Source organism: Bartonella sp. WD16.2 (assembly GCF_002022505.1).
Lineage (GTDB): Bacteria > Pseudomonadota > Alphaproteobacteria > Rhizobiales > Rhizobiaceae > Bartonella.
In genome coordinates, this window is the sequence record NZ_CP019781.1 from 1,460,597 (window position 1) to 1,485,825 (window position 25,229).

Sequence of the window (25,229 nt, forward strand, 5' to 3'; positions counted from 1 at the left end):
TATTATTTAAGATACAAAATCTCCTTCTCAATATTTTCATTCTCAATGAGAGAAAAGCAAAATCTTAAAGCCCCCTTGCACAAAAATAAACTACTACCACTTTATAATGCTAACATTATAACGCCAACATTAGCTATCTGATTGATCTTTTTTGAGCGCATTTAATTTAGCAAAAACCTTATCAGCATCAAGATTTTTGTCCACAATTGGTTCATCCTCAACATTGGCAGCCGATTGAGATTTACCATCACCAAGAGCAAAATTTTCTGTCACTGATGCAGGAAGCAAAGTTTCACTCTTTTGTTGTGCAGGGAGAGGACAATTTTTTGCAGCCCGTTGGAGTTCAATATCCAAATCAATTTGCAAGCACAAACCAAGTCCCACAGGGTCAAGAGGAACTAAATTAGCACTGTTCCAATGTGTCCGATTGCGAATTTGCTCAATGGTTGTTTTTGTTGTTCCAATCAATCGTGAAATCTGTGCATCTTTTAACTCAGGATGATTAAGCACTAACCATAAAATCCCATTGGGGCGATCTTGGCGTCGAGACAAAGGGATGTAGTGAGCGCGTTTGCGTTTTGGCGTTGGAATACGCACCCTTGATTCGCAAACCTTTAAACGTGCTTTTGGATCAGCCTCCACACGAGCAATTTCACTGCGTGTCAATTGTCCAGAACTAATGGGATCAAGACCTCTAACCCCATGAGCAGATTCACCATCAGCAATGGCTTTTACTTCCAAAACATGCAACTGACAAAATTCTGCAATCTGATCAAAAGAAAGTGCCGTGTTATCAACCAACCACACAGCTGTCGCTTTGGGCATCAAAAGTTTTGTTGCCATCTTTATACTATCCTTTTGTTTGCCTTTTTAAGACTAAAGGCAAGTTACTACTCACTTTAAGAACTCTGGGCGTTTATCTCTGAAATGTACAATAGCTTATCACGGCTTCTAATAAAGAGCCATAGAGTAAACCATTTTTCCACGAAATCTCCCCCTTTTTCATGAAACTACCCGCCTTTATAGCGTGATTTTTTTACCACGACAAGACACATGTCTTTAGATGATCATAACAAGAGTGTATTTACCTTTTTCATGAATCTTCTTATAAGTTTTTTTCAATTTGCGCACCCTAGTTGCAATATATATTTTTGTTAGACAACATATATTATTTTGCTAAACAATATATTTTGCCAGACAACCTATAAACGTATACCTTGCCAGACAAGGTGTGTAATCGTCCAAACTGAAAGGGAAGCCATGGCAGGCCACTCACAATTTAAAAATATTATGCACCGTAAAGGGCGTCAAGATGCGATACGCTCAAAAATGTTCTCTAAGCTTGCACGTGAAATTACAGTTGCAGCCAAACAAGGTGCTCCTGATCCGGCAATGAATCCGCGTTTAAGACTGGCTATCCAGAACGCTAAATCGCAATCTATGCCGAAGGATAATATTGAACGCGCCATTAAAAAAGCCTCAGGCGGTGATGTCGAAAATTATGATGAAGTGCGCTATGAAGGCTATGGCCCAGGCGGTGTTGCAATCATTGTTGAAGCTTTAACCGATAACCGCAACCGCACCGCTTCCAATGTGCGTGCTGCCTTTACCAAATCTGGCGGGGCTTTAGGGGAAACAGGATCTGTCAGTTTTATGTTTAACCGAATCGGTGAGATTATCTATAATCTTGAAGCAGGCACACCAGACACTATCATGGAAGCAGCCATTGAAGCTGGTGCTGAAGATGTTCAAACAGAAGAGACTGGCCACCACATTCTATGTGCCTTTGAAAATATTGGTGAGGTTTCAAAAATATTAGAAGCAACACTTGGCGAAGCGCAGTCCATTAAAACCGTTTGGAAAGCAACTACCCTTGCCCCCGTGGATGAAGAAAAAGCTCTGTCTATCCTACGTCTTCTCACCACATTAGAAGACGATGATGACGTGCAAAATGTTTATGCCAATTTCGATGTCAGTGATGAAATCTTAGCCAAGCTATCGCCATAAATCACCACCTGCTCCATTACCACGAAGTTTGATTGGAATGCATCAAAGAATGCCTCTTTGAAAGCAACAAGAAGCTTTTTTTATTTTTTTAGTTTTTATAAATTGACTCTCTTGAGACTTTCAATTGAGTATTTCCAATACATGAGTTGAGCATTCGGTACGCAAAACTCTCTCACCACACGCATATCCACCATACACCATAGTGCCGCCTTATAGTGCCTTTGACTGTTCACTTCCCTTTTAAATCGTCACGCTCCCCACATAATTTCAACTCTGGCAAATCACCTCAAACCTCACATGCCTGTGTTCTTGAAAATTGACTTCACCTTAAAAATCGGTGTACACCCCCTTAGACTTCAAAAACCTCACCCCTCTTAAATCTTCACGCTCCTCAAACGATTTCAACTCTGGCAAATCGCTTCAAACCTCACATGCCTATGTTCTTGAAAACTGACTTCACCTTAAAAATCGGTGTACACTCCCTTAGACTTCAAAACCCTCACCCCCCTTAAATCGTCACGCTCCCCACATAATTTCAACTCTGGCAAATCGCCTCAAACCTCACATGCCGTGTCTTGAAATCTGAATTTTGCGTCTGAAAGCTTGAATGCCCCATCCCACAACACGCCAAATCCCTGCACTCAAATGCGCTCAATCCTCACATCGCAAACTTCAAAATACTATCTTAATATTATCTTTAGGGATTGAATATTTTAATATTCTAAACGCCGAGATTACCGAAGCGATTTTTGAATTTAGAAACACGACCACCACGATCGACCAATGTCTGAGAACCACCAATCCAGGCTGGGTGGGTTGTAGGATCAATATCTAGAGAAAGGGTATCTCCCTCTTTTCCCCATGTTGAGCGAGTCTCATATTTAGTTCCATCAGTCATAACAACATAAATCATATGATAATCAGGATGAATATTCGCTTTCATACGGCATACTTTCGTTTTACATAACGAAAAAGCGCTGTTTGCTTTTTTAAGTGCGCTCGCTTCGTCTTTTTGATACATTAGTTGTAATTGAGATTTTTATAGCTGAGCGTACATAAAAAAACAAGTGTGCAAAGCCTATCAATCCGTGAAATCTTATAAGGAATAAAAAAGTCTTCTAAGGAACAAAATAAAAAGATAAGGAATAAGATGAATAAGCACATCCCCACAAAGCCATCAAATCATTCTGACAAATTTGCACAACCTTCTAAAAAAAGAGTTTCTTTTGCTTTGCTTGCAACTTTTGCTCCTTATATTAAACGTAATCACTGGCTTGTTCTTTATTCCTTTGTCGCTTTATTTATTGCTGCTTCTGTCACACTGGCCTTGCCTTTTGCCATTCGTCAGATGCTTGATCACGGTTTTTCTGCTTCAAGTCACGGTAATATTAATTTTTATTTTGGCATTTTATTTGTATTAGCCTTACTTTTAGCACTTGCTTCAGCATGCCGTTATTATTGTGTCATCACATTGGGTGAGCGTATTGTTGCTGATTTACGCCGTGATCTTTTTGTCCATATCACACAACTTTCACCTTCTTTTTTTGACCATTCTCGCTCCGGGGAAATTATGTCTAGGCTTTCCACAGACACAACACAAATTAAAACAGCTGTTGGATCAACAACCTCGACAGCTCTGCGTCATCTCATTGTGATAATCGGTGCAATCGCAATGATGGTCATCACCAATCTTAAACTATCTCTTCTTGTTGTGCTTGCCATTCCCCTTGTTGCCATTCCATTGATTATCTTAGGGCGTAAAGTCCGCCAACGCACACGCACTGCACAAGATTGTTTAGCAGATGCAAATGCTCTTGCCTCTGAACAGATAAACGCTATTCGAACTGTACAAGCCTTTACGTCTGAGAACTTTATTTCTGCTCGCTTTGCATCTCTTATTGAACGCGCCTTTCAAACAGCGCAATTTTCTGTCGTTTTGCGCTCCTTTTTCACCGGCTGTGCGATTTTTCTCGTTTTTGGGAGCATTGTTACCGTCTTATGGATCGGATCACGTGATGTTTTAAATGGCACCATGTCTGGTGGTACGCTTGGTCAATTTGTGCTTTATGCAATTTTCGGCGCCATGACCTTTGCACAATTATCCGAACTTGGAGCAGAATTAGTACAAGCAGCAGGTGCAACAGAACGAATTGCCGAATTGTTGCAAGAAAAACCAACCATCACAACACCAGATTCTCCTTTGCCTTTAGCTCACCCCGTTCAAGGAGCTATTGTCTTTGATCAGATTGATTTCAACTACCCCTCCAGACCCCAAGAAAAGGTTTTGCAAAATTTATCCTTTTCCATCAAAGCTGGTGAAACTGTTGCTTTTGTAGGTTCCTCAGGGGCGGGAAAAAGCACTCTTTTTTCTCTTATTTTGCGTTTTTACGATCCCCTAAAGGGGCAAATCCAATTTGATGGCGTTGATCTTAACTGCCTCTCTCTTTACGATTTACGCTCATCAATTGCTTATGTCCCGCAAGAGGTTGTTATTTTCGAAGGCACACTGCGCGAAAACATTATCTTTGGTGCAAAAGATGCTGATGAAGCACAAGTTATCGCCGCAGCAAAAGCAGCAAACGCACTTGAATTTATCGAATCTCTTCCAGAAGGCTTTAACAGCCAGGTTGGAGAACGTGGAATCATGCTCTCTGGTGGGCAAAAACAACGTATCGGTATCGCACGAGCAATTTTAAGAAATGCCCCACTATTGCTCCTTGATGAAGCCACATCCGCCTTAGATGCACATAATGAAAGGCTCGTACAAGAAGCCTTAGAAGGGCTCATGCACAACCGAACAACATTGGTGATCGCACACCGTTTGGCAACAGTTTTAAAAGCAGACCGCATTCTCGTGCTCGACAAAGGAACCATCATTGAAGAAGGAACCCACACCCAATTGATTGAGCAAAATGGGGTTTATGCACATTGGGCGCAACTGCAATTTTCACCAGACCAAAAATCATAAAAGCTTAAAAAAATATCCAGAACTTTAAAACACACCAAATATAGCACTCAAATAATCTCAAAACATTTAGAGTGCTATCAACCATATCTCCCTCACCAGCCCATCAACATACCTCCATCACGAGCTCCATCAAACATACCCGCTTCAAGCTCTAACCAACACTGAAAACAGACAGCCCTACCATCAATCTCACAAGCCAGAGGGCAAACTTCTCCTCCATCACGAGCTCCATCAATCATACCCCCTCATAGGCTCTAACCAACACTGAAAACAAGCACCCCTACCCCCAATCTCACAAGCAAGCAGACCCTCTTTTCTCTCATCTTATGAACTCACAGGGCTTGGCGTGTTTCTGATTGCCAGTTAAAGTTTAGCCTTTCATACACCTTTTTTAAGGGTTTGACTTAATTGGGCATGAATAAATTCATTACCAGCGATGATGTTTTTTATGCCAAACATAGCATTCCCACCATCTTTATCACTGACAAAACCACCCGCTTCACGAACGATGATGATTCCAGCAGCCATATCCCAAATTTGAAGATTATCTTCCCAGTACCCATCTGTTCTTCCAGCAGCTACATAAGCTAAATCAAGAGAAGCCGCACCAAAACGACGAACACCAGAAACTTCACTCATAACATTGCGCAATTCAACAAGATAGTGTGCATGATTGCGACCTCCAAAATGGGGCATTCCTGTTGCAATCACGCATTCTCCCAATTTACGTCGTGCCGCTACACGGCAGCGCCGATCGTTTAAAAAAGCTCCACACCCGCGTTCAGCTGTAAAAAGCTCATCTAAAATAGGATTATAAATCACGCCAGCAACGATCTGCCCTTGACGTTCCAAAGCAATAGAAACAGCGAAAAAAGGAATACCATGTAAGAAATTTGTTGTACCATCTAAAGGATCAACAATAAAACGATGTTGAAAATCCTCTCCAATAATTTCTTCTGATTCTTCCATCAGAAAACTAAATTTAGGCCGTGCCTTTATCAATTCAGTAAAAATAATTTTTTCAGCTTTGCGATCTGCCTGGCTCACATAATCAGCCGGCCCCTTTAAAGACACTTGTAAGTTTTGAACCTCACCATAATCACGCACCAGAGAGCGGCCAGCCTTAAGGGCAGCTTGAACCATGATATTCATGATCGCAGAACGTGCCATATTTTATGCCTTTTCATTAGTGCGACGCACATAAATCAATTCATTGGTGTCAACAACAACACGTTCACCAACCTGAATAAAAGGTGGCACAAGAATACGAATACCATTTTCTAAAATTGCAGGCTTATAAGATGAGGTGACAGTTTGCCCTTTAATGGCAGGTTCAGTCTCAGCAATTGTCACAACAACCTGATCAGGCAGTGATATGCCAATTGGTTTTTCTTGATAAAGCTCAACAGTGACAACCATTCCATCTTGTAAAAAAGCAGCGCGATCACCGACAAAATCTCTATGTAATTCAAGCTGTTCATAAGAACTTGAATCCATAAAAACCAACATATCATCTTGCTGATAAAGGAATGTGAAATCCTTTTGTTCAAGCCGCACTCTCTCAACAGTTTCAGCAGCACGAAACCGTTCATTGAGTTTTGTCCCATCAATCAGATTTTTCATTTCAACCTGGTTAAAAGCACCACCTTTTCCTGGCTTGACAGCATTACATTTAACAGCAACCCACAAACTTCCTTGATGTTCGATAACATTTCCAGGGCGAATTTCATTACCATTAATTTTCATTGTTTATATTCCATTTGGTCCCTTTCAAAGACCTATTAATTTTTCAGATCTTATCTAACTTTTTCAAGCCATTACATCTTTTAAAACTTATTTTATTCTTTCAAACCATTATGGTTTTTAAAACCCTCATTTGGTTTTTTCAAATAAGAATCGTTGTGTACCCTAGTCTTTCAGCTTTTTGCAAGACTATAAAATATCTTGGAAGAAAACCTTGAACAATTTTGCAAAAAACCACTCTTATACAAACAATCACCCTATAGGATTTCAAAAAACAACCTCTATAAAAATTATTCAAAAATGATTTAGTGATTTGATGAAAATGATCTCCTAAAAATACCAATCGATTTTCACCCAAAATGCATTAAAGAACAGGTATGAATGCGACCGCTTTTCGTTCTGCTTCCTCCAATTGAGCTTCATCCATTCCCTGGAGCATCACTTCAAGATCAGAAGCTTGTACTTTCGCTTGCTTTGCTACCATATACCACGCAGCAGCAGTAACAATATCGCCTTCTACCCCTATTGCGTCGCGATAAAGTCTTGCCAGATTAACTTGTGCTACTGCAACCATTTTAACGGCATTGTCAAATAATAAATAAAAAGCTCGTTTAAAATCGGTTTCTCCACCACGACCTTCAATTAACCATTGTGCCAACAGCATTTGAGCCATAAGATGCTTATTTTGAGCTGCAATCTCAATCAATCTTCGCGCATTATAATCATCTTTTGGTTTTGTTAAAGTTCCCTCAGACAAAATTTTTGCAGCAGCAAAAGCAGCCTCAGGCTCACCAAGAGCAGCACCCTTTAAAAACAACTTCAAAGCTTGTTCTTTTGCTTCATCTTGCTGGTTTTGTACACTCACACCTTCAAGATGTTTTTTTTCATCGAAAGCTTTATGAAGAAGAATTTGCCCATAATAGAAATAGGCTTCTTTCACACCAGCGTGTAGTGCCTTTTGAACAAACTCTATGCCACGCTCTTTGTCTTTTGTAACAAAAGTCCCACTAAACAACATAAGACCATAGCGCAGTTGTGCTTGTGGATCACCGTGCCTTGCAGCGCTTCCAAACCATAAAGCAGCGCGTTCACCATCAAGGGGAACAGCATATCCTTCCATATACATTTGACCAATCAAAGTTTGCGCAGCTGGATCATTGTATTCAGCACGTTTGAGTGCTTCACGAAAAGCTTTTAAATAATCGCCTTGCATATAATAATCATAGGCTTCATCATATTGCCCTGCTTTTAATATTTGAGCAGAACTCTCACGATCTTGCATCTTTGTCGTGCTTTGAGATATCTTTAAAGAGGATTGATTTTGTGATTCTTCTATTTTGGTAGATTTAACTTCAACATTTGATGCTGCTTTTTCTCCAATAGGGCCTGCAACAGCAGAGCAAGACAAAAAAGCTGTAACAATCAACACATACGTAAACACTTTGATCATGGATGTCCTCTCCCCGTTAATCACAAATATCCCTTTCTATGATAAAAGGAGATTTTTGCATTTTTCTTTAATCTTATCAAGTACAATAAAAGGGTGATCATGAGCAAAAATCATTTCTTCAATGGCAATAAATTCGCATGCCGTTTCTAAGGCTTCATCAACAGTTGCAAGATCACTGCCTGCTTGAATAATAGCAGGAACTTCCATAATCTCAGCCCACCATTTTGCTAATGTAATATTTCGAGGATGAGAAGATGGTTTTTTATCAGCACCTAATTTTCCAAAAAATACATAATCAACTCCAGCTTCAGCAACATTCATAGCACAATGACGTGTTCGTAAATTTCCAAAACCAACTATTTTTTGATTTTTTTTCTGATTTTCTAACACATCAAAAACATCAAGACCACCCTCCAAATGCATCCCATCAGCTTTAATTCTGCCAGCAACACGGCTATCTTCAGCAATAATAAGGGCAGCACCATTGTGTTGAATATCATCAGCATACATCTGAGCACTATTTTGTAAAAAAGCACCATCGCTTTGATCAACAAATGAATCATATAAAATAACGCAAGCAAAAGATTTTGTTTGCAAGAGCTGATGTAAAAATGCAGGCTCAATCATACGCCGAACGTCCAATGTTAGAACCAACTGAGGAAAAGAACAATGTTCAATTGGTTTATTTTTCTGATGGGCCATAAAGCCTCCCTTCAAGATTAAATTAAATAAAGATTTATTTTATCGTCACGCTTTGTTAAAGGCAGATTTACCCCTTTGATCATAAAGAAAGATTTTTGATGGCACATCATAGCACTTTCCCTCACGATACACTTCCTTCAAATTATGATAACCATATCCCTCCTTTATCTTATCGTGATACCCGTATTGATGTGTTGCGTTCTTTAGCACTGTTGATGATTTTCATCAACCATATTCCCGGAACATTTTATGAACATCTCACACACAAAAACTTCGGTTTTTCTGATTCGGCAGAAATATTTGTTTTGCTTTCAGGTGTTTCTCTTGGATTAAGCTTTCATACTCAGGCCCTCAAAAGCTGTCTTACTTCATATGTGCAAAAACTTTGGAAGAGAGCTTTTGTGCTTTATAAAGCACATCTTTTTACCACCTTTACCACATTAACCCTCTTTTTGGGAGCCTCTGTCCTATGGCACTCAGAACAACTTTTATCCATGAATAATATGAGGATATTTCTAACACAACCTTTTATCACATTTTTAAGTATTTTAAGCCTTGGCCATCAACTAGGCTATAATAATATTCTTTCTCTTTATATTATTTGCCTGTTGTTTGCCCCTTTTGCTCTTTATCTCACAGACAAACATAAAGGTCTTCTTCTTTTTATATCATTGATAATATACCTTATATGTGGCTTTTATAGCATTGCACCACCTTCTTATCCACTCCAAGGGCAGTGGTTTCTTAATCCTTTATCATGGCAATTTCTTTTCATTATCGGGTTAACAAGTGCTGTATATCTCAAACAAGGAGGAAAAATCATTTTTCGTCCTTTAATTGTGATTTTTTCAGCAAGTTATCTTGTATTTGCACTGCTATGGGTGCGCTTAGAGTGGTGGGGAAGTTTTGGATCGTCTGACTGGTCTTCACCCCTTATGAACTTTAATAAAACGTTCTTAAGCCTTCCCCGCTTAGTGCATATTCTAGCCCTAGCATCTTTGATCCTTTGTATCCCCTGCTTGCATGAGCGATTTCACGTCTCCCCAAAGCACCCCTTAGCGATTTTAGGCAAACAGAGCTTACCAGTTTTTGTCACCGGCACTATTTTTGCAATGTGCGGACAAATTTTCAAAACACTAACGACAAGCACATTTTTTTCTGACACCCTCTTGATGATAAGCGGTATCGCAATACAATTTGCTGTAGCCTACTATTATGAAAGAAAAAAAACTCATCGTCTTATACTTTCAAGAAACAAAACAAATTTATAAATATTGCCATTTTGCTCATTAACCTTAGCATAAAAAGTCTATTGCGCAATTGCCTTTAAAAAGGCATTTTCTATAACAATGAGAAAATAGATCTTTAATTTCATTATTTCTCATATTGGAGTATGGAGTATAAAGACGTGAGTGCACATGGACCTTCACAAGATAAAACCATTATCATGATGGAACACGATGCTTTTGAAAGCGTTTTTAACCACCTCTATGAAGAGACGATGAACCTTATTGAAGAAACGGCAGATTACATCGATAAAGAAGGTAAATGTGCTACGCGTCACCTTTCAGTCGAAACTTCTGCACTCTATGCAAAAGAAGCTATGTATTTAAGTACACGGCTGATGCAAATTGCCTCCCGACTTTTGCTTTTTCGTGCAGGGCGTGAAGGGGAAATGTCTCCTGAACAAATACAAAAAGAGATTGCAAAAATTTCTCTTCATACACCATCACTAGGACCTCAGACCGCTCATTGGGCAGAATTACCAGAAATTTTCCGCCATTTTGTAGCACGTTCTCTGCGTTTAGAAGAGCGTATGCGCCATATCAGTTATGATATTGATCAAGCCTCTTGCAAAACCTTAAAAAAGAACAATCCTGTAAGCAAACAAATTCAATTACTCAAACGTGCTTTTCGGCGCTCTTAAAAAATCCCTTGCCGTCACTTAAAACTAGCTTCTCACCACTAGCGCTTTCAGCTCTGCACTTTTCCCCTCCCTCACCCTTAAATGCCATCCTCTTCCACCAGCACTCCCTCAAACTCCCGATCTCTTCTCCCAAGTCATCTCCCAATCTCCCAAACCCGCCTTTCACATCAATGCCCTACCCTCCACCGATACAACTCAACCTTGTTCTCATTTTCCTCTCATCAATGCAAGCTTTCTACTCCTCCACGCTCTTGTCAGACACGTCCTCACCAACACATTCAAACCTCACCACTACCATTCTAAAACCCTTCATTCTCTCCACCCATCCTCAACCTTGCCCTTTTCCATCATTCTTAAACTTCTTAAAATCCCTTGCTACCACTTTAAAACCAGTTCCTCACCACTAGTGTTTTCAGCCCCGCGCTCTTCCATCCCTCGCCTTAAATGCCCTACCCTTCACCGATACAACTCAACCTTGTTTTCATTTTCCTCTCATCAATGCAAGCTTCCTACTCCTCCACGCTCTTGCCAGACACGTCCTCACCAACACATTCAAACCTCACCACTACCATTCTAAAACCCTTCATTCTCTCCACCCATCCTCAACCTCGCCCTTTTCCATCATTCTCAAACCTCTTAAAATCCCTTGCCACCACTTTAAAAAAACAGCTCCTCACCATTGGCGTTTTCAGCTCTACACCTTTCTCTGCATAAAAAGCTCAACTCTTTTTCAATTATTTTCATTACACTCTTTTAGTATTTCATTGTATTCTTTTAGCGTTTTTACTGTATTCTTTTGGATTGTATTAATGTTTCTATGTTCTTTTTGTGTATTGCATCTATTCAAGAACAAAGAAATAACATAGGCTTAATTATATGGTAAAAGTGATTCGTATTATAGGCATCGATCCTGGACTACAGCGAACAGGGTGGGGCGTCGTTGATCTATTAGGCAATCATCTACATTTTATCGCATCAGGCACACTACGCTCTGATACACAAAGTCACCTTGCTTCCAGGCTATGTCAACTTCATCAAGGGCTTTCTGATGTTGTACATCGTTTTATGCCTCATGAAGCAGCTGTTGAGAATGTTTTTGTTAACAAAGATGCCACTGCCACTTTAAAACTTGGTCAAGCACGTGCCATTGCACTTCTCGTGCCAGCCCAAGCAGGTCTTCCAGTTTCTGAATATGCCCCAAACACCATTAAAAAGTCTGTTATTGGTGTGGGCCATGGTGCAAAAGAACAAATCCATATGATGGTCAAAACTCTTCTCCCACGTGCTGAATTTGACAGTAGTGACGCAGCTGATGCGCTGGCACTGGCACTTTGTCACAGCACCCACCGTACTAACTTATCCTACAGTTCACAAGGTTAATATATGATTGGCAAATTAAAAGGCATACTTGACAGTATCTGTGACGATCATATCATTCTTGATGTGCAAGGTGTGGGATATAGTGTTTTTGTGTCAAACAGGCTTTTATCTTCTTTACCAACCCTTGGTGAACACTTAAACCTGTTTATTGAAACACATGTTCGCGCAGAGGCCATTCGTCTTTTTGGTTTCACCACAAAAGCTGAACGAGACTGGTTTTGCCTGCTACAAAATGTGCCAGGAGTAGGTGCAAAAGTTGCCTTAGCCATTTTAGGAACTTTATCCCCCGGTGAACTTGCCCAAGCAATTGCATTAAATGATGTAGCAATGATCAAACGTGCCCCTGGCATCGGTCAAAAAGTTAGTGAAAGAATTATAAGCGAATTCAAAAACAAAACACTGCCCTTTAATGAAGAGAGCAAAAACACTGCGCATTTTACTTCAAACCTCCAGGCACAAGAAACCAATCAACCTGTCAACGATGCACTATCGGCTTTGATCAAACTTGGTTTTGAGCGTGATCAAGCAGCACAAGCTTTGTCTTGCGCACTCTCTAGCCTTGAAGAAGAAACTGTTTCCTCAGCGCTTCTCATTCGCCATGGTCTTAAATTGCTTTCCAATTCATCCAACACAAGGTAACTTTTTAAAATACAATATTTTTCTGCTCAGATAAATACAAGGTAACATATATACAAGGTAACAATGCGTAAAGATGAAAGCCAACGCCTTCTTGGTGCCATACCCCTTCCCAATGACCCAGATCGTTCCTTAAGGCCACAAGTCCTTGATGATTTTATTGGTCAAGAAGCAGCGCGTGCAAACTTAAAAATATTTATTGAAGCAGCAAAAGCACGCCAAGAAGCTTTAGATCACGTTTTATTTGTAGGGCCACCAGGGTTAGGAAAAACAACACTTTCGCAAATTATGGCTAAAGAATTAGGCGTTAATTTTCGTTCAACATCAGGACCGGTCATTGCTAAAGCAGGTGATTTGGCAGCCCTTTTAACCAACCTAGAAGAACGTGATGTTTTGTTTATTGATGAAATTCACCGTTTAAATCCAGCTATTGAAGAAATTCTTTACCCAGCAATGGAAGACTATCAACTTGATTTAATCATTGGTGAAGGACCAGCAGCACGTTCAGTCAAAATTGAGCTTGCTAAATTTACCTTAGTGGCAGCAACCACACGTTTAGGATTATTGACCACTCCTTTACGGGATCGTTTTGGTATTCCCATCCGGTTAAGTTTTTATACCATAGAAGAATTAGAATATATCGTTCAGCGTAATGCCCGCCTTTTTTCAGTCCAGATAAGTGATGATGGCGCCCATGAGATTGCATGTCGTGCACGTGGAACCCCACGTATTGCAGGAAGATTATTGCGCCGGGTTTGTGACTTTGCTCTGGTTAAAGGCGCAGAAAAAATTGACCGCTTCATTGCAGATGAAGCCCTTTCACGCCTTGAAGTTGACCACCTCGGTCTTGACCCTCTAGATCGGCGCTATCTGATCCTCATTGCAGAAACTTTTCTAGGCGGCCCCGTTGGCATTGAAACAATTGCGGCTGCTCTCTCAGAACCACGTGACGCCATTGAAGATATTATTGAACCTTATTTACTGCAACAAGGTTTTATTCAGCGTACAGCCCGCGGGCGAATTATTACAGAAAAAGCTTGGGCGCATTTAGGGCTTTGTCCCCCTGAACCAGTAGCCTCACAAAAATCTACACCATCAGCTGACACAGATCATTCCTCACAACCCACTCTATGGGAAAAAGAAGATGACTAAAACCACCACCAATAACACGTATATCAATACCCCCCATACTAACAATACACCCCCCAACACCCCTCTTGCCCATAATATTCGCACCAACAATATTTGTACCAACAACCTTCACGCCAACAATATTTGTGTCAACAATACTCACACCACCGATACCTCAGCCGATCATAATGATGATTTAGCTTATGTTCATGATCTCCCTACAAGAGTCTATGTTGCAGATACTGATTTTTCTGGTGTTGTGTATCATGCGCGTTATTTGGAATTTTTTGAGCGGGGGCGTTCAGAATTCTTGCGAAACATAGGGTGTAATAACATAGAGTTAGCATCAGGCACACAGTCACCATCAGGTATACAAAGGGAAAAACTATTTTTTGTCGTGCATCGCATAGACATTACTTATTCCCGCCCTGCACACATGGATGATCTTTTAACGGTTAAAACACGACTAGAGGGTGTTCAAGGGGCACGCTTTTTCATGAATCAACAAATCATGCGTGATAACATCCTGTTAGTCGAAGCAAAAGTAACGCTTGCTATTATGAATCAAGCAGGAAAACCACGCCGTTTACCTAAAGGTCTTTTTTCTTCCATACTTGTTTCAAAATAAAACTGACTTATTTTTAAAATAACAGAGGAAAAACAAGCGGTTTTGAGTGTTTTTTCTACTTGAACATCTTTTTGTTTAGAAACTTAAAACTTTGTTTTGTCAAATTTAGAAACTATAAAACAATATGCTTTAATGAGATTTTGTAAATAAATTTTCATTTAAAGGAACGATACTATGGCGCACATAGAACTTGGCTCTCCAGATACCCTTGGAATGTGGAGCTTGTTTATGCAAGCCAATTTGGTTGTCAAAGCTGTTATGATTGGGCTTGTTTTTGCATCGGTATGGAGCTGGGCGATCATTATCGATAAAATATTTACTTATCGAAAAATACGCTATGACATCAAACAGTTTGAGCAAATTTTTTGGTCAGGCAAATCTTTAGAAGAGCTTTATGTAACCTATCAAAACCATCATACTAACAGCATCTGCGTTGTTTTTATAGCAGCAATGACGGAATGGAAAAAATCCCTCACCAAAGGGGTTCAACCATCGTTGAATTTACAAAGCAGAATTGAAAAAGCCATGGACTTAGCCTTAGGGCGTGAAAGTGCAAAAATAGAATCAAAATTAGGCTTCTTAGCTACACTTGGATCAGCTGCCCCCTTTATTGGCTTATTTGGAACAGTTGTCGGGATTATGAATTCATTTCTTTCGATTTCAGCTTCTCAAAATACATCCCTTGCAGTGGTAGCACCAGGCATTGCAGAAGCTCTTTTAGCAACAGCAATTGGCCTGTTAGCGGCCATCCCCGCTGTGATTGCTTATAATAAACTCATGCATGAAAGCACTCAAATCATAACGCATATAGAGGGCTTTGCTGATGAATTTTCAACGATCATGTCACGGCAAATTGATGAAAAAATAACCTCAAATTCATTGCGATAGGCGGTTTTTAATGGCACTTTCTCTTGCTTCTCCTTCTCAGAAAAACACACGAAAACGCCGTCGCTTGCAAAATCATTTAATCAATGAAATTAACATAACGCCTTTTGTAGATGTTATGCTTGTTTTATTGATTATTTTTATGGTCTCCGCGCCCCTTTTGGTCAATGGTGTTCCTCTTGATTTGCCTCAAAGCCAAGCAGGACCAGTGCAAACAGACCGCCCTCCCTTAACAGTTTCACTTGATGCACAAGGGCGTTTTGCAATCAATCAAAACTATTACTCTACATCACAAGCATTGATTACAAAATTAAAAGAGCAGCTATCAACTGATCAAACATTGCAAAACCAACGCATTTTTGTGCGCGCTGCCAAAACTGTTGAATATGAAAAAGTTTTACAACTTCTTGCTGATATTCAAAAGGCCGGTTTTTCGCAAGTTGCTTTAGCTAGTTTAGCGCAATAATAAAACCATAAAATTAGATGATCGCAAAAAGCGCATACAAAACCATACAACAGTCCTATACAACGTCGATCAACAGTAAAAAAGGCTAAGGCTTAAAGAAGATGAATACAAGTTCTCATCATAGCATGAAAAAAAGCTTAGCTTTCTCACTTGCAGCCCATATAGCCATTCTCACCTTGGGTGGGATGCACCTGACACATTCCACCTCTTTTCCTCAACACCAATTAGAGGCCATTCCCATCACTTTAGCTCCCCTTGATCAAGAGCTTGCAAGTGCACAAGGCTCAGAAAATGCGCCATTTAACGAACGCCCAGCACCAAAACCAACCACGTGGCCACAAGAAAAAGAAGATGCACACCATATAGGTGATGGAACACTCGACAGTCAAACCCCCTTAAAGCCAAAAGAAAAACTACAAAATAAAAATGTTGAGACAACACCTCTCTCTTTTGGTGAAAAAGATGCATCTGAAACAAAAGCACAATCCCTTACAACACCAAAAATACAAGAAACGAAAACACAGTCTTCTCCACAAACAACGCCAGAAATCACTTCAAAAATCACTGAAGAGACACCAAAAAATGAAAATATAACACTACCAGAGGAACCAGAAACACCTCAAATAACGCAAATACCTGCTCCGACAGAACCTGAAAAAAAACCACAGCAAATCGTTGAGCTGCCAACAAACGCTCCTCTTCCAACTACAAAAATGAAGCCAAAACCCATCAAACACGCTTCATCCCAAAAATCTCCTCACAAAAAAGGTGAACAAACGATTGAGGATATCTTAGCAATGGATGAAAGCAATCTGATCAATCGTGCACGCACGCAAGGAGGTGGAGCAAAACGCTCTAAAGAACAAGAATCTCAAGGTGCACGAAAAGATATTGGCGACACCACAAAAATGGCACAAACTCTTGTCAATCTTGCGGGTGCATGTATTCAAAAAAAGCTTAAACTTGTTGCTATTGGTGGAAATTTAAATAACCGTCCAGTTGTGCGTTTGCAGTTTCAATTAAACCGTAATGGAATGATTATAGGTACGCCAATCATTGAAGCTCTCAAAGGTGATGAAAGCCAACAAACTGTCATGATTCAACAAGTATATGCAGCTGTTTTTGCATGCCAACCCTACCCAGATCTCCCGCGTGATCAATATAACTTATGGGGGCAAGGTTTTGATTTTAATGTTGATCCCCTTCAAGAGAAAACTTTATAATCCAAAAGCAAGCTCATGTAATATGAAAGACATTGTCTCTCTTAAAAGAAAGGATAAATCCAGCATGATAGGAATGAGATACACTCTTTTTTCTTGGTTAATTGTTACCATAAGTGTATGGCTTTCCAGCTTTTCATCAGCCCACGCACAGCTGAAGGGAACCATTGCCAGTGCTGATTTTAACCCCATCTCGATCGCAATCACAGATTTCATATCCAACGATTCAATAGGGTTGAAGATTGCTGCTGTCGTTGCAGCAGATCTTGAACGATCTGGACTTTTTTTACCACTAAGCAGAGCGTCTTTTCCTGAAACAATCATCAATCCCAACAGTCAACCACGCTTTCTTGAATGGCAGCATACGAATATTCAGGGGTTGGTCACCGGACATGTCAATAGAGAAGCAAGTGGACGATTGAGAATTGACTTTCGTCTATGGGATGTCTTTGGTAACCGCCAAATCAAAGGGCGGCGATTTTATACAACTCCAGAACACTGGCGACGCGTTGCACATATGATTGCAGATGAAATCTACGGTAAAATGACAGGTGAACGCGGTTATTTTGATACACGCATTGTTTTTGTTGATGAAACAGGCCCGCGTGATGCACGAGTTAAACGCTTAGCTATTATGGATCAAGATGGCGCAAACCTAACCTATCTTTCCGATGGGAGAGAATTAGTCCTCACACCTCGTTTTTCACCCAATAGGCAAGAAATTACCTATATGGCATATGATAAGAACAAAACACCTCATGTGTATCTTCAGCAAATTGAAATGGGGCAAAGAGAATTAATAGGAACTTTTGACAATATGACAATTGCCCCTCGCTTTTCGCCAGATGGGCAAAAAGTGATTATGAGTTTATTGCAAAATAATGGCAGTGCAAACCTTTACACAATGGATCTGCGCACACGCACCATGACACGCTTAACCACAACTAAAGCGATTGATACCTCAGCCTCTTATTCACCTGATGGCAAACAGATCGTCTTTTCCTCTGACCGTGAGGGTACACCACAAATTTATGTTATGAATGCCGATGGCACTAATCCTCACCGTATTTCTTTTAATGAGGGCAACTATTCTACCCCCATTTGGTCACCGCGCGGTGACTATATCGCTTTCACAAAACAATTTCAGGGACAATTCTCCATTGGCGTTATGCACCCCAATGGACAAGGTGAACGACTTTTAACCACAGGTTTTCATAATGAAGGACCCACTTGGGCACCCAACGGTCGTGTACTCATGTTTTTTCGTCAAAATGCAGGTGTAGGAACAAAAATTTACACAATCGATATTACTGGGCGCAACGAACGCCAATTACCAACCCCCCATGATGCCTCTGACCCAGCATGGTCAGCCTTACTCACTGTGCATTCATATAGCAAATAAACAAAACCAAACAACACACACCTATCTTTCAACGGCACTTTATGAATCTTCTACAATTACAATGAAGCCATACCCACTCTAAATACTACCACTCTCACAATCACCGCCCCCACTCTCATTCTATATACTGCACCTCATACCTTATGCACCACACTTATAACCACATCCATTCTACGCACACTTTCACATCCAACGCATCTACTCTATCATCGCCCCCATCCAATACATCGCATCTCTTATGCACACCTTATCCTCCACGCCATGGGTATATTTGAAAAACCTTCACTTGCATACCATCAACCACAGCCTCCATTATATAACACAAACAAATGCGCTTTAAGGGCAAAACACAACCCCGATCATGATGATGCACGCAATCAACGCGTTAACAATGGCCGCCATTTTGACAGTCATCATATCTATCTATCACCACATCTCTTATACGCCATCCACCACACGTTCTCATCCCACGGCCATGGCTTCCACCCTATGCACACATCCCCACCCATGGGCATGCTTGAAAAGCCTTCACTTCAATACCATCAACTATAGCCTCTACCACAGCAAACACAAACAGATGCGCTTTAAAGGCAAAACACAATCCCGATCATGATAATGCACTGCATCAACGTATCAGACAACGACCACCATCCCCACAATCACCGCCTCCACTCTATACACTGCACCCACACACCTTATGCATCGGGTCATCCACCCTGTAAACTTCCACACCCCATGCACTCACCCTATGCACGCATCCCCACCTATGGGCATGTTTGAAAAACCTTCACCTGAACACCATCAACCACAGCCTCTACCACATGACATAAACAAATGCGCTTTAAAGGCAAAACACAACCCGATCATGATGATACACACGAATCAATACGTCAGACAATGGCTACCATTCCCACGATAATCGTATTATGCTCATATAAATAGTCAAGCACAAGAATGTTCGTGCTCTTTTGTCCATTGTCCTAAAGCTGCCAGATGGTTCATCCGCGCGCGGTGATAAAAAGCCTTTTGTGCAGCTGCAACATTGTCCTGTTTTCCACCCCATGTTTTCAAAGCCGCAGATTGCAACGCACGACCATAAGAAAAAGTCAATGTCCAAGGCCATGGGCCTAAAGCATTCATAGCTGATAAATGAGCCGTGGCTTCCTCATCTGACTGACCCCCTGAAAGAAAAGCAATCCCTGGAACAGCAGAAGGAACAGTCTGTTTGAGAACACGAAGAGTTTTTCCAGCTACTTCTTCAACACAAGCTTTACGCACATCTTTCCCATCAATCACCATATTGGGTTTTAAAATCATAGCCTCAAGTACGACCCGTGCCTCGAATAATTCTGTAAATACTGTCTTTAAAACCGCTTGCGTCACCTCAAAGCAGCGTGCAATTGAATGCTGGCGCGACTGGCCATCCATCAGCACCTCTGGCTCTACAATTGGCACAAGACCTGCCTCCTGGCATAAAGCAGCATAACGTGCCAAAGCTTGCGCATTTTGGCGTATTGCTCCTTTTGTTGGCAAACAACGTTCATCAATAGCAATCACCGCACGCCATTTGGCAAAACGTGCTCCCAAAGTAAAATAGTCCTTTAAACGCTCCCGAAGACCATCTAACCCTTCTGTAATCGTCTCATGAGGAAAAGCTGCCAAAGGCTTAGCACCCGTATCAACCTTAATACCTGGCAGAGCACCAACATCTCGAATAAGATCAGTCAACATTTGACCAGAGGATGCTTTTTGACGAATGGTTTCATCAAATAAAATCACACCAGAAATAGCGCATTTCATAGCGTCCTTTGCAGTAAAAAGCATTTCACGATAAGCCCGGCGATAATCTTCATTTGCTTCTAAACCAATTGACTCAAACCGTTTACCAATTGTCGCATTGCTTTCATCTGCCGCCAAAATACCTTTTCCTGCACTGACCAAAGAAAGCGCTATATCTTCAAGACGTTCTTTCATAAAAAGCTCCTCTTTTTTCCCAATTTCTCTCAACAATAGTGACTCATCAGAAAACTTCCCACAAGCCATCATATACCATAACTTATTCAAGCCTGAACTTATTTAAGCCTGCATTAAAGCCAAAACACCAGGAAGGCTCTTGCCTTCCATCCATTCCAAAAAAGCACCTCCAGCGGTCGAAAGATAAGTAAAATCATTCGCAACACCCGCATGATTGAGCGCAAAAACTGTATCACCACCTCCAGCAATCGATACTAACTCACCTTGTTGAGTACGTTTTGCAACGTGGCGCGCAACTGCAATCGTCCCCTGATCAAAAGGAGGAACCTCAAAAACACCAAACGGCCCATTCCATACAACAGTTGCAATAGTATCAATCATCTCATTAATCCGAGCAATAGAACGGGGGCCAATATCCAAAATCATCTCATCTTTAGAGATATCCTCAAGATCACACTGACGATGCGAGCTATTTTTTTCACAACGCAATCCAACCACCACATCCACTGGTAAAAGAAGTTCACACTGACATTTACGCGCTTTTTCAATAATTTCTTCAACCGTTTCCATTAAAGTATGCTCATAGAGTGATTTACCAATAGCATAGCCTTGTGCCGCTAAAAAACTATTCGCCATACCGCCACCAATCACCAAAGCATTAACCTTTTGAACCAAATGATTAAGTACAAAAAGCTTACTTGAAACCTTAGCACCACCCACAACAGCTGCCAACGGATACGTCGGGTCACCAAGCCCTTGTTCTAAAGCATGCAATTCGCGTTGCAAAGAACGCCCCGCATAAGAAGGCAAAAAATGCGTAATTCCCTCTGTTGACGCATGAGCACGATGAGAAACAGAAAAAGCATCATTCACATAAAGGTCAGCATTGCATGCTAAAGCTTCAGCAAAAGCATCATCATTGTTCTCTTCATCTTGATAAAAACGCAGATTTTCAAGAAGCAGAATGCCACCCTTTTGCAAAGCTTGAACAGCAGATTGCACTTCAAGGCCAAAGCATTTATCTAAAAAAGAAATTTCCTGCCCCATGATTTTGGAAAGAGCCTGTGCAACAGGACGAAGCGAAAGCTCTGGAACCTTCTGCCCTTTAGGGCGACCACAATGGGAAATCAGTATAAGCTTAGCACCACGCTTTTGTAGTTCAACCAGCGTTTCTTTATGCCGTTTAAGGCGTGTTTCATCACATACTCTTCCCTCTAATATTGGGACATTAAAGTCCACTCGTACCAAAACACATTTCCCTGCAACATCAGCCTCATCAATTGTCCGAAACCCCATTACTACTCTCTCTTTTTTATTCTTCTCATCAATTGTTTAGCTTAATTCTTTTACCCAAAAAGTTCTCGCAACCCACATACCTCTTATTGAAATCTTTCAATTAAACAGCAACACTTCTCTCAAATCCAAGAGTAAAAACAATGCTCACCCCCATTCTTTTGAAAAAAGACTCCCCTTTTCAAAAGAAATTTTATAAAGCACGCTGCTCAAAGAGAACTCTCATTAGCATGCCTATCAAAAAGGAACCAAAACTCCTCTTTTAGTCCTCTTTCTTTATAAGGTTTTGGCAAAAGCCACAGCAGTATCAGCCATGCGATTTGAAAAACCCCATTCATTATCGTACCAAACAAGAACCCGGCAAAGCTTACCATCAACAACTTTGGTTTGCTCAGCTTGGACAATGGCCGAATGTGGATTATGATTAAAATCACTGCTGACAAGTTTTTCTTCTGTATAGCCTAAAATTCCCTTAAGCTGGCCTTGCGCAGCATCACAAATGGCAGCATTAATCTCTTCAACAGTTGTGGAACGTTGAGCTGTAAATGTCAAATCAACAACAGAAACATTAGGCGTTGGAACACGAATGGCCACCCCATCTAGCAGACCTTTTAATTCTGGCAAAACCAATCCTACTGCTTTAGCAGCCCCTGTTGATGTAGGGATCATAGAAAGAGCAGCAGCACGAGCACGGTAAAGATCACGGTGCATTGTATCTAAAACAGGTTGATCGCCCGTATAGGAATGGATTGTCGTCATAAAGCCCTTTTCAATACCAACAACCTTATGGAGCACTTGCGCAACAGGTGCCAAACAATTGGTTGTACAAGAAGCATTCGACACCACCTGATGTTCTTTACTTAAAGTCTGGTGGTTAACCCCATACACCACAGTTAAATCAGCATCATTAGAAGGTGCAGAAACAAGAACACGCTTTGCACCCGCCACCAGATGGGCACTGGCTTTATCGCGCTCGGTAAAAAAACCTGTACATTCCATGGCAACATCAATACCCAAATCCTTCCAAGGTAAATGCGCCGGGTCACGCTGTGCTGTTACCTGAATCAAACCATACCCAACATCAAGTGCATCACCCACCACCTTAACAGGTGCGCTAAAACGCCCATGTACCGAATCATAACGTAATAAATGAGCATTGGTTTCTACAGGACCTAAATCATTGATCGCAACAACCTCAATATCTTTGCGTCCACTTTCAACAATAGCACGCAAGATAGAACGCCCAATACGACCAAATCCATTAATTGCAACGCGAATACTCATTTGATTTTTCCCTCATTGATTTGTTTCAATCTTTCTTCAACAACAGTGACCACATTTTCACATGTAATCCCAAAATGCATATAAAGATCGTCCATCGGTGCACTTGCACCAAATCCTTCCATACCAATAAACACACCATCATTGCCAATGAAATAATCCCACCCCTGTCGGATAGCTGCCTCAACAGCAATTTTAACAGGTGCATCACCAATTAAAGCATTCTGATAAGAAGCAGATTGTTCAAAAAATAGTTCAAAACAAGGTACTGAGACCACACGTGTTGGAATACCCTTTTCCTCTAAAATAGCATGAGCTTCTACAACAATTTCCACTTCTGAACCTGAAGCAAAAAGGGTAACTTGAGCTGTATCACTTGCCATGAGTAATTCATAAGCACCAAGCATACACAAATTGTCTTCTTTATAGTCCCGGCGCAAAAGCGGTAAATTTTGTCTGCTTAAAGCCAAAGTAGAAGGCGTCTTGCATGCCCTCAAAGCCAATTGCCAACATTCCACCGTTTCCATAGCATCAGCAGGCCTGAAAACAAAATGATTAGGAAGTGCGCGCAAAGCAGCCAAATGCTCTACTGGCTGATGAGTCGGGCCATCCTCACCAAGACCAATGGAATCATGGGTCATCACATAAATCACCCGCAAACCCATCAAGGAAGACAAGCGCATGGCAGGACGCATATAGTCAGAAAAACATAAAAAAGTCCCACCATAAGGAATGAACCCTCCATAAAGAGCAAGACCATTCATCACTGCACCCATTGCGTGCTCGCGAATACCATAATGCAAATAACGGCCTGAAAAATCCTCAGCAGTAATGCTTTTCATTTGGCTTGTTTTTGTACAGTTGGAACCGGTTAAATCAGCAGAACCACCAATGGTTTCAACAACGGCCCTGTTAATGACTTCAAGAGCCATTTCAGAAGCTTTACGTGTTGCAACATGCGGGCAATCTAGAACTAATTGTTTTTTATATTCATCAAGCACACTCTCAAAGTTACTTACAAGATCACCACGCATCAACCGCTCAAATTCAATCCGCTTCGACACAGGTAAAGCAGAAAGTTGTGCTTCCCATTTTTTTCGCTCCTTTGCAGCATTAAGACCGGCCAAACGCCAGCTATCAAGAATATCAGCAGGAACAACAAAAGGCTCTTGTGCCCAACCTAAAGCTTTACGGGTTGCAGCAATTTCTTCTGTTCCCAAAGGTGCCCCATGAACCTTATTGGTGCCCCCCTTATGAGGTGCTCCAAAACCAATAATTGTCTTACACGCAATGAGCGTAGGTTTATCAGAAGTTTGTGCTGTTTCAATGGCTCGTGCCAATGCACTTTGATTATGCCCATTGACCTTAATTGTATTCCAACCACACGCTTTAAAACGCGCTATTTGGTCTGTACTATCTGTAAGAGAGATAGCCCCATCGATCGATATATTATTATCATCCCAAAATACAATCAGCTTATTTAATTTTAAATGACCAGCAAGTGAGATTGCTTCTTGGGCTATGCCCTCCATTAAACACCCATCGCCTACCAAAACATAAGTATAATGATTAATCAAATCACCAAAACGTGCGTTTAACAAACGCTCACCCAATGCCATTCCCACAGCATTGGCGAGCCCCTGTCCAAGTGGTCCGGTGGTTGTCTCAACTCCTGCACCATGACCATATTCTGGATGCCCAGCGATTTTAGAACCCATTTGGCGAAAATTGCGGATATCATCAAGGGAAATATCTTCATAGCCTGAAAGATACATTAAAGCATAAAGCAACATTGATCCATGCCCTGCCGACAAAACAAAGCGATCGCGGTTGGGCCAACGAGGACTTTTGGGGTCATGAATTAAAAATTTTGTGTAAAGAACTGTAGCAATATCAGCCGCCCCCATTGGCAAGCCAGGGTGACCAGACTGTGCTTTTTCAATTGCATCAATAGCGAGAAAGCGAATAGCATTGGCCATTTGATTTTGTTGTTCTGTATTTGTCATGAATGATAGACCATTTTTTAAATTTGTTATTTTTTGACAACTTGAAGACATTTTATAATACGTATATACTTTTCTGTATATGCTCCTTGTGATCACGTCTTTCTATTTTCTTTTTTATTTCATGCCCTTA

At 40.9% G+C, this 25,229-nt stretch carries 23 protein-coding genes; 12 read left to right on the forward strand and 11 right to left on the reverse strand.

What is annotated here, in order from left to right; translation table 11 throughout:
• Positions 1-129: 129 nt before the first annotated feature.
• Entirely contained in the window at positions 130-843 is a 714-nt protein-coding gene (locus tag BWD162_RS06415; RefSeq protein ID WP_078705898.1) for a DUF1013 domain-containing protein, read from the reverse strand.
• A 417-nt stretch (positions 844-1,260) separates the two neighbouring features.
• Here BWD162_RS06415 and BWD162_RS06420 point away from each other — a divergent pair, with 417 nt between their 5' ends.
• Positions 1,261-2,007, forward strand: a complete 747-nt coding sequence (locus BWD162_RS06420; RefSeq protein ID WP_078663814.1) for a YebC/PmpR family DNA-binding transcriptional regulator — start codon at positions 1,261-1,263, stop codon at positions 2,005-2,007.
• Positions 2,008-2,728: 721 nt separating this feature from the next.
• Here BWD162_RS06420 and rpmE read toward each other — a convergent pair.
• Positions 2,729-2,950: a 50S ribosomal protein L31 gene (rpmE, locus tag BWD162_RS06425; RefSeq protein WP_078706164.1), complete on the reverse strand. Its 222-nt coding sequence runs from the start codon at positions 2,948-2,950 to the stop codon at positions 2,729-2,731.
• Between the two features lie 207 nt (positions 2,951-3,157).
• On the opposite strand from rpmE, the gene BWD162_RS06430 reads away from it, so the two are divergent.
• A complete protein-coding gene (locus BWD162_RS06430) occupies positions 3,158-4,975 on the forward strand; it encodes an ABC transporter transmembrane domain-containing protein (RefSeq protein WP_078705899.1) in 1,818 nt (605 codons plus the stop codon).
• Positions 4,976-5,067: 92 nt separating this feature from the next.
• Here BWD162_RS06430 and BWD162_RS07760 read toward each other — a convergent pair whose 3' ends face one another.
• From BWD162_RS07760 to BWD162_RS06450, 5 genes are all read right to left on the reverse strand, one after another.
• Positions 5,068-5,214, reverse strand: coding sequence for a hypothetical protein (locus tag BWD162_RS07760; protein WP_153301016.1), 147 nt, complete (start codon positions 5,212-5,214; stop codon positions 5,068-5,070).
• Positions 5,215-5,353: 139 nt separating this feature from the next.
• Positions 5,354-6,145, reverse strand: coding sequence for an inositol monophosphatase family protein (locus BWD162_RS06435; protein ID WP_078705900.1), 792 nt, complete (start codon positions 6,143-6,145; stop codon positions 5,354-5,356).
• 3 nt (positions 6,146-6,148) lie between these two features.
• Entirely contained in the window at positions 6,149-6,721 is a 573-nt protein-coding gene (efp, locus tag BWD162_RS06440; RefSeq protein WP_078705901.1) for an elongation factor P, read from the reverse strand.
• Between the two features lie 361 nt (positions 6,722-7,082).
• On the reverse strand, positions 7,083-8,168 hold the full coding sequence (locus tag BWD162_RS06445) for a tetratricopeptide repeat protein (RefSeq protein ID WP_078705902.1): 1,086 nt from the start codon (positions 8,166-8,168) through the stop codon (positions 7,083-7,085).
• A gap of 36 nt (positions 8,169-8,204) precedes the next feature.
• The gene (locus tag BWD162_RS06450) at positions 8,205-8,870 is read right to left on the reverse strand and encodes a thiamine phosphate synthase (RefSeq protein ID WP_078705903.1); all 666 of its coding nucleotides are present in this window, start codon (positions 8,868-8,870) and stop codon (positions 8,205-8,207) included.
• Between the two features lie 98 nt (positions 8,871-8,968).
• Here BWD162_RS06450 and BWD162_RS06455 point away from each other — a divergent pair, with 98 nt between their 5' ends.
• The 10 genes from BWD162_RS06455 (at position 8,969) to tolB (ending at position 18,545) form a co-directional block, all read left to right on the forward strand.
• Complete coding sequence (locus BWD162_RS06455) at positions 8,969-10,141, forward strand: OpgC family protein (RefSeq protein ID WP_236824112.1); 1,173 nt, start codon at positions 8,969-8,971, stop codon at positions 10,139-10,141.
• Between the two features lie 137 nt (positions 10,142-10,278).
• Positions 10,279-10,797, forward strand: a complete 519-nt coding sequence (locus tag BWD162_RS06460; RefSeq protein ID WP_078706166.1) for a DUF1465 family protein — start codon at positions 10,279-10,281, stop codon at positions 10,795-10,797.
• Between the two features lie 876 nt (positions 10,798-11,673).
• The gene (gene ruvC / locus BWD162_RS06470; RefSeq protein WP_078705905.1) at positions 11,674-12,177 is read left to right on the forward strand and encodes a crossover junction endodeoxyribonuclease RuvC; all 504 of its coding nucleotides are present in this window, start codon (positions 11,674-11,676) and stop codon (positions 12,175-12,177) included.
• 3 nt (positions 12,178-12,180) lie between these two features.
• On the forward strand, positions 12,181-12,816 hold the full coding sequence (gene ruvA, locus BWD162_RS06475; RefSeq protein ID WP_078705906.1) for a Holliday junction branch migration protein RuvA: 636 nt from the start codon (positions 12,181-12,183) through the stop codon (positions 12,814-12,816).
• A gap of 63 nt (positions 12,817-12,879) precedes the next feature.
• The gene (ruvB, locus tag BWD162_RS06480; RefSeq protein ID WP_078705907.1) at positions 12,880-13,965 is read left to right on the forward strand and encodes a Holliday junction branch migration DNA helicase RuvB; all 1,086 of its coding nucleotides are present in this window, start codon (positions 12,880-12,882) and stop codon (positions 13,963-13,965) included.
• Positions 13,966-14,086: 121 nt separating this feature from the next.
• A complete protein-coding gene (locus BWD162_RS06485) occupies positions 14,087-14,572 on the forward strand; it encodes a YbgC/FadM family acyl-CoA thioesterase (RefSeq protein ID WP_236824140.1) in 486 nt (161 codons plus the stop codon).
• A gap of 174 nt (positions 14,573-14,746) precedes the next feature.
• Positions 14,747-15,460 (forward strand): protein TolQ, encoded by a 714-nt coding sequence (gene tolQ, locus BWD162_RS06490; protein WP_078705909.1) that lies wholly within the window; start codon positions 14,747-14,749, stop codon positions 15,458-15,460.
• 10 nt (positions 15,461-15,470) lie between these two features.
• Positions 15,471-15,923, forward strand: a complete 453-nt coding sequence (tolR, locus tag BWD162_RS06495; protein WP_078705910.1) for a protein TolR — start codon at positions 15,471-15,473, stop codon at positions 15,921-15,923.
• Between the two features lie 101 nt (positions 15,924-16,024).
• The gene (locus tag BWD162_RS06500; protein ID WP_078705911.1) at positions 16,025-17,146 is read left to right on the forward strand and encodes a cell envelope biogenesis protein TolA; all 1,122 of its coding nucleotides are present in this window, start codon (positions 16,025-16,027) and stop codon (positions 17,144-17,146) included.
• Positions 17,147-17,210: 64 nt separating this feature from the next.
• Entirely contained in the window at positions 17,211-18,545 is a 1,335-nt protein-coding gene (tolB, locus tag BWD162_RS06505; RefSeq protein ID WP_078705912.1) for a Tol-Pal system beta propeller repeat protein TolB, read from the forward strand.
• Between the two features lie 942 nt (positions 18,546-19,487).
• Here the strand turns inward: tolB and BWD162_RS06510 are convergent.
• From BWD162_RS06510 to tkt, 4 genes are all read right to left on the reverse strand, one after another.
• Entirely contained in the window at positions 19,488-20,519 is a 1,032-nt protein-coding gene (locus tag BWD162_RS06510) for a class I fructose-bisphosphate aldolase (RefSeq protein WP_078706167.1), read from the reverse strand.
• Between the two features lie 102 nt (positions 20,520-20,621).
• Positions 20,622-21,815 carry a phosphoglycerate kinase gene (locus BWD162_RS06515; RefSeq protein WP_078705913.1) on the reverse strand — a complete coding sequence of 398 codons (1,194 nt, stop codon included), beginning with the start codon at positions 21,813-21,815 and terminating at the stop codon, positions 20,622-20,624.
• Positions 21,816-22,088: 273 nt separating this feature from the next.
• Positions 22,089-23,096 (reverse strand): type I glyceraldehyde-3-phosphate dehydrogenase, encoded by a 1,008-nt coding sequence (gap, locus tag BWD162_RS06520; RefSeq protein WP_078705914.1) that lies wholly within the window; start codon positions 23,094-23,096, stop codon positions 22,089-22,091.
• Positions 23,093-25,099 (reverse strand): transketolase, encoded by a 2,007-nt coding sequence (tkt, locus tag BWD162_RS06525; protein ID WP_078706168.1) that lies wholly within the window; start codon positions 25,097-25,099, stop codon positions 23,093-23,095. The genes gap and tkt overlap by 4 nt, the downstream gene beginning before the upstream one ends.
• Between the last annotated feature and the right edge of the window lie 130 nt (positions 25,100-25,229).

Coding starts and splice junctions, on each gene's coding strand:
- BWD162_RS06435 (WP_078705900.1), bottom strand. CDS start 6,145: ATGGCACGTTCTGCGATCATGAATATCATGGTTCAAGCTGCCCTTAAG.
- ruvA (WP_078705906.1), top strand. CDS start 12,181: ATGATTGGCAAATTAAAAGGCATACTTGACAGTATCTGTGACGATCAT.
- BWD162_RS06450 (WP_078705903.1), bottom strand. CDS start 8,870: ATGGCCCATCAGAAAAATAAACCAATTGAACATTGTTCTTTTCCTCAG.
- BWD162_RS06515 (WP_078705913.1), bottom strand. CDS start 21,815: ATGGGGTTTCGGACAATTGATGAGGCTGATGTTGCAGGGAAATGTGTT.
- gap (WP_078705914.1), bottom strand. CDS start 23,096: ATGAGTATTCGCGTTGCAATTAATGGATTTGGTCGTATTGGGCGTTCT.
- BWD162_RS06415 (WP_078705898.1), bottom strand. CDS start 843: ATGGCAACAAAACTTTTGATGCCCAAAGCGACAGCTGTGTGGTTGGTT.
- tolR (WP_078705910.1), top strand. CDS start 15,471: ATGGCACTTTCTCTTGCTTCTCCTTCTCAGAAAAACACACGAAAACGC.
- tkt (WP_078706168.1), bottom strand. CDS start 25,099: ATGACAAATACAGAACAACAAAATCAAATGGCCAATGCTATTCGCTTT.
- tolB (WP_078705912.1), top strand. CDS start 17,211: ATGATAGGAATGAGATACACTCTTTTTTCTTGGTTAATTGTTACCATA.
- ruvC (WP_078705905.1), top strand. CDS start 11,674: ATGGTAAAAGTGATTCGTATTATAGGCATCGATCCTGGACTACAGCGA.
- BWD162_RS06430 (WP_078705899.1), top strand. CDS start 3,158: ATGAATAAGCACATCCCCACAAAGCCATCAAATCATTCTGACAAATTT.
- BWD162_RS06510 (WP_078706167.1), bottom strand. CDS start 20,519: ATGAAAGAACGTCTTGAAGATATAGCGCTTTCTTTGGTCAGTGCAGGA.
- BWD162_RS06445 (WP_078705902.1), bottom strand. CDS start 8,168: ATGATCAAAGTGTTTACGTATGTGTTGATTGTTACAGCTTTTTTGTCT.
- rpmE (WP_078706164.1), bottom strand. CDS start 2,950: ATGAAAGCGAATATTCATCCTGATTATCATATGATTTATGTTGTTATG.
- BWD162_RS06455 (WP_236824112.1), top strand. CDS start 8,969: ATGGCACATCATAGCACTTTCCCTCACGATACACTTCCTTCAAATTAT.
- BWD162_RS07760 (WP_153301016.1), bottom strand. CDS start 5,214: ATGATTGATGGAGCTCGTGATGGAGGAGAAGTTTGCCCTCTGGCTTGT.
- efp (WP_078705901.1), bottom strand. CDS start 6,721: ATGAAAATTAATGGTAATGAAATTCGCCCTGGAAATGTTATCGAACAT.
- BWD162_RS06500 (WP_078705911.1), top strand. CDS start 16,025: ATGAATACAAGTTCTCATCATAGCATGAAAAAAAGCTTAGCTTTCTCA.
- tolQ (WP_078705909.1), top strand. CDS start 14,747: ATGGCGCACATAGAACTTGGCTCTCCAGATACCCTTGGAATGTGGAGC.
- ruvB (WP_078705907.1), top strand. CDS start 12,880: ATGCGTAAAGATGAAAGCCAACGCCTTCTTGGTGCCATACCCCTTCCC.
- BWD162_RS06420 (WP_078663814.1), top strand. CDS start 1,261: ATGGCAGGCCACTCACAATTTAAAAATATTATGCACCGTAAAGGGCGT.